Annotated in this window: 5 protein-coding genes; all 5 read left to right on the top strand. The window is 70.1% G+C overall.

Annotation, left to right across the window (positions count from 1 at the left end; all coding sequences use genetic code 11):
• Positions 1-1,060, top strand: a 1,060-nt coding sequence (locus ACNA7R_RS19170; protein WP_416285116.1) for a hydantoinase/oxoprolinase family protein, incomplete at its 5' end; no start/stop codon positions are given.
• Positions 1,057-2,718, top strand: a complete 1,662-nt coding sequence (locus ACNA7R_RS19165; RefSeq protein ID WP_416285115.1) for a hydantoinase B/oxoprolinase family protein — start codon at positions 1,057-1,059, stop codon at positions 2,716-2,718. The genes ACNA7R_RS19170 and ACNA7R_RS19165, both read left to right, overlap by 4 nt.
• Positions 2,715-3,464: a maleate cis-trans isomerase gene (locus ACNA7R_RS19160; RefSeq protein ID WP_416285114.1), complete on the top strand. Its 750-nt coding sequence runs from the start codon at positions 2,715-2,717 to the stop codon at positions 3,462-3,464. The genes ACNA7R_RS19165 and ACNA7R_RS19160 overlap by 4 nt, the downstream gene beginning before the upstream one ends.
• Positions 3,465-3,488: 24 nt before the next feature.
• Entirely contained in the window at positions 3,489-4,106 is a 618-nt protein-coding gene (gene engB, locus ACNA7R_RS19155) for a GTP-binding protein EngB (protein WP_416285113.1), read from the top strand.
• Between the two features lie 170 nt (positions 4,107-4,276).
• The coding region (locus tag ACNA7R_RS19150; RefSeq protein WP_416285112.1) for a polysaccharide deacetylase family protein at positions 4,277-5,058 on the top strand (782 nt) is incomplete at its 3' end.

Below are 5,058 nucleotides of genomic sequence, written 5' to 3'. Positions count from 1 at the left end.
GGTCATCGACATCCACACCGTGGGCGCGGGCGGCGGGTCCATCGCCCACATGGACGCGGGCGGCGCCCTGCGCGTGGGGCCCCGGTGCGCCGGTGCGGAGCCCGGGCCCATCTGCTACGGCCGGGGCGGCCGTCAGGTGACCGTCACCGACGCCAACGTCGTGCTGGGCTACATCGGCCCCGACACGGCGCTGGGCGGCGAGATGACTCTCGACGTCGACGCGGCCCGCGAGGCCCTCGAGGAACTCGCCGCGGAGGCCGGCCTCGAGGGCGCCCTCGAGGCCGCCCGCGGCGTCTACCGGGTCGCGAACGCGACGATGACACGCACCATTCGGTCGGTGACCGTCGAACGCGGTCACGACCCCCGCGAGTTCGCGCTGGTCGCCTTCGGGGGCGCGGGGCCGATGCACGCCGCGGCGCTGGCCGACTCGCTCGAGGTCGACCGCGTCGTCGTCCCCCGTCCCGGGGGCGTCCTCTCGGCCTTCGGCCTGCTCGCGGCCGACGAGAGCTACGACGCGGCCCGAACCGTCCGAACTGCGCTCGACGAGGCCGAACCGGACCGGCTCGAGGGCGTCTACGAGGAACTCGTCGCGGACGTGCTCGCGGACGCCTCGGACCCGGACGCGGCGCGGATCGAGCGCGCGGCCGACTGTCGGTACGCCGGACAGAGCTTCGAGCTGACCGTTCCCGTCGACGAGACGGTCGATCCGGACGCGGTCGGGGAGCGGTTCCACGCCGCCCACGAACGGGCCTACGGCTACCGGATGGACGAGGCCGTCGAGGTCGTCACGCTGCGGGCGTCGGCGACCGTCGAGGGGAGTTCGCCGACCGTCCGCCACGACGGCGCGGGCGACGCCCGAATCAGTACGCGGGAGGCGAACTTTCCCGCCGAGGGAACCCGCGAGACGGCCGTCTACGACCGCGATCGGCTCGAGTCCGGCGCGACCGTTCCGGGGCCCGCGGTGCTCGAGCAGGCCGAGAGCACGGCCGTCGTTCCGCCCGCGTGGACGGGCGAGGTGCTGGCCGACGGAACGCTCGTGATGACGGAGGGAGAGCGATGACCGCGAACAGAGCACCCGACGGCGACGGTATCGACCCGGTCACGCTGGAAGTGCTGCGAAACCAGCTCGAGGGCATCGCCGAGGAGATGGGCCAGACCCTGATTCGGGGCGCGTACTCGCCGAACATCAAGGAGCGACGGGACTGCTCGACGGCGCTGTTCGACGCCGACGGGCGGATGATCGCTCAGGCCGAGCACATCCCCGTCCACCTGGGCGCGATGCCGGAGGCGGTCGACGCCGTCCGCGAGTACGACCCCGAGCCCGGCGACGTGTTCGTGCTCAACGACCCCTTCCGCGGCGGAACGCACCTGCCGGACGTGACGATGGTGTCGCCGATCGCCCCCGCTGCGGACTCACCGGAAGGGGACGGCGAGAACCGCAGCATCGTCGGCTACGCGGTCTCGCGGGCCCACCACGCCGACGTCGGCGGGATGACCCCCGGGAGCATGCCGGCCGGCGCCCGCGAAATCTACCAGGAGGGGCTTCGGATCCCACCGACGCGCCTCGTCAGGGACGGCGAGATCCGCGAGGACGTCCGGTCGCTGCTGCTCGCGAACGTCCGCAACCCCCGCGAACGGCGGGCGGACCTGCGGGCACAGCTGGCGGCGAACGACCGCGCCGCAGCGCGCCTCGCCGACCTGTTCGACGAGCACGGCCGCGAGACGGTCCTCGAGGGGTTCGACGCCGTGATCGACTACTCCGCCGAACGGATGCGTGACCAGGTTCGGGCGCTGCCCGACGGTACGTACGAGGCGACCGACGTCCTCGAGGGCGACGGGATCACCGACGAGGACGTCGAAATCCGAGTGGCGGTAACCGTCGACAGCGAGGCGATCGACGTCGACTTCGCGGGGACCGCGGGCCAGCTCGAGGGCAACCTCAACGCTCCCCTCGCCGTGGCGACGAGCGCGGTCTACTTCGTCGTCCGCTGCGTCACCGATCCCGAGATCCCGCCGAACGAGGGCTGCTACGAGCCCGTGACGGTCCGGGCGCCCGACGGCTCGCTGCTGAACCCGAACCCGCCGGCGGCCGTCGTCGGCGGCAACGTCGAGACCAGCCAGCGGGTGACCGACGTCGTCTTTGCAGCACTGGCCGAGGCGGCGCCCGACCGGGTTCCCGCCGGCAGTCAGGGGACGATGAACAACCTCACCGTCGGCGCCCGGGACGGCTCCTTCACGTACTACGAGACGATCGGGGGCGGGTTCGGCGCTCGATCCGAGAGGGACGGGATGGACGGCGTCCAGGTCGGGATGACCAACACGCTCAACACGCCCGTCGAATCGATCGAGACGGAGTACCCGTTCCGAGTCGAGCGCTACGCGTTGCGGCCCGACAGCGGCGGTCGCGGCCGGTTCCGGGGCGGCCTCGGCCTCGAGCGCGCCCTCACCGTCGAGACCGAGGCGACCGTCTCCCTGCTGACCGAACGGCGCCGACACGCGCCGAGCGGCGTCGCGGGCGGGGAAGACGGCGCCGTCGGCGAGAACCTGATCGACGGCGAACCCGTGCCCGCGAAGACGACGGTCGACGTCGATCCCGGGACGACAGTGACGGTTCGGACGCCGGGCGGCGGCGGCCACGGCGACCCCGCCGAGCGCGACCCGGAGGCGCTCGAGGCCGATCGGGCGGATGGCAAGATCACGGAGAGTGAGCAGCGGTGAGCGACGCCGAACCCGCGCCCGAACGATCCGTCCGACTCGGGCTGATCGTCCCCTCCTCGAACACGACCGCGGAGCCGGAGTTCCGACAGTTCGCCCCCGAGGGTGCGACCGTCCACGCGGCGCGGATGGCCCTCGAGTCGGTTACCGCCGACGAACTCGACGCGATGAGCGACGACGCGATTCGCGCGGCGGAGCTGCTGGGCCACGCCGACGTCGACGCCGTCGCCTACGCCTGCACGACCGGGAGCCTGCTCCACGGGCCCGGATTCGACGTCGAACTCGAGGCCGAAATCGGCGAGGCGGCGGGCGTCCCGGCCGTCGCGACGGCGCGCTCGGTCTGTCGGGCGCTCGAGGCCCTCGATGCCGAGCGGATCGCCGTCGTCACGCCCTACACCGCCGACCTCGACGAGCGGGAACGGGAGTTTCTCGAGGCGGCGGGCTACGAGGTCGTCGCGATCGAGGGCCGCGGGATCGAGGCTAACACCGAAATCGGCGCGCTCGAGGCGGCCGACGCGCGCCAGCAGGTGCTGGGGGCGGTCGATGCCGACCTCGCCGCGTCGGTCGACGCCGTCTTCGTCTCCTGTACTAACTACCGATCGCTGGACGCGGTTGCGGACCTCGAGGCCGAACTCGGCGTCCCGGTGATCACGAGCAACGGCGCGACGCTGTGGGATCTCTGTCGCCGCCTCGATATCGCGGTGGACGCGCCGGGGACGCTGTTCGCCGAGCCGTCGCGCCACGTATAAACCGCGGCGCGACGACGGTCGAGTATGTTCGATACGCGTCCCGACCGCGAGGCCGAGGTGGCCCTCGTCGGTCGCTCGAACGTGGGAAAGTCGACGCTCATGCGCGAGCTAACCGGTCACACGTTCGATACCGGCGGGAAACCCGGCGTCACCCGCGAGCCGAACCACTTCGACTGGACGGCCGAGGACTTCGTCATCACCGACCTCCCCGGCTTCGGCTTCATGAGCGGCGTCGACGAGGATCGCCGCGAGCAAATTAAAACGGATATCGTCCGCTACCTCGAGGAGTACGCCGACAACGTCCTCGTGGCGGTCCTGGTCGTCGACGGCAAGAGCGTCATCGACATCATCGACCGCCACTCCGGCCCCGACGAGATCCCCTACGACGTCGAGATGTTCCACTTCCTGCGCGAACTGGATATTCCGACGGTGGTCGCGGTCAACAAGATGGACAAGGTCGACGACCGCGACGAGCGACTGAACGAACTCTGCGATCGGCTGGGCTTGCTCCCGCCCTGGAAGCAGTGGCAGGAGACGATCGCGCCGATCACCGCCAAGACGGGTCGGATCGAGCCCCTGAACGAGGCCGTTCGCGAGCACCTCCACGAGCAGAGTCGGGACGACCTGTTCAAGTTCTTCTGAGCGAGTTCCCCGCTCTCCCGTCGAGTTCCCGGGGCGCTCGAGACATCTTCGGCCGTCGAATTTTCGACCGGAGCGCGTACTGGCTCCCGAGACAGACGTGAAATTATGCATTAGTTACAGGATATCTTAACTGTCCGGTAACAATAGCTCGAACCGCCGTCCCCGCTGGCATGGACGATGATCGCGGGGCTCTCGAGGCCCGGACCAGCCGGCGCGGACTCTTTCGACTCGGTGCGGCGAGCCTACTCGCGCTGGTCGGCGCCGGAACGGGCGCGGCCGACGACGGCGACGGGGAGTCGAACGGACAACTCGTGTTTATCTACGACGACAGCTGGCGCGAGGACTGGACCCAGACGTTTCCGGTTCACCAGGAGGAGGGCGTGCCGGCCTGCTGTGCGGCAGTCACGGAGTACGTCGACACCGGCTGGGGGCTGCTGCCGGAACACCTCCACGAGATGGAATCGGAAGGGTGGGAGATCATATCACACACTGCGAGCCACGGGGTCGTCGGGAACCTCTACCTGACCGCCCCGGCCGAGCCGGACGACGAGCGGCTCTCGGTCGACGGAAGCTTCCTCGCCGATCACGAGGGCGAGCCGGTCGTCGTCGGAGACGAGGACGGAACGGTCGAGAACGCGATCGCCGGCGGCGGACAGGACGACGGGTTCTACCTCGAACTCGAGGAGCCCGTCGGCGAGTCGTTCGCGGCCGAGGAGACGTTCGTCCGCTTTACCGACGAGCGGATCCGCGAGGAGGTCGTCGGCTCGAAGGAGGAGCTCGAGGAGATGGGCGTCGACGTCGACTATTTCGTCTCCCCCTTCGGCCGCAGCGAGGGGCTGGTCGAAAAACTCGTCGCGGAACAGTACGCCGGGTTCGCGAACCGCGAAGGGAATGGGCTGAACGGAATCGCCAATATCGACCCGTACGATCTCGGACGGACGAGCATCGACGG

The organism is Natronococcus sp. (assembly GCF_047921035.1).
Taxonomy (GTDB): domain Archaea; phylum Halobacteriota; class Halobacteria; order Halobacteriales; family Natrialbaceae; genus Natronococcus.
The sequence above is the reverse complement of the archived record's forward strand: the minus strand, read 5'-3'. Positions and strand labels throughout refer to the sequence as shown.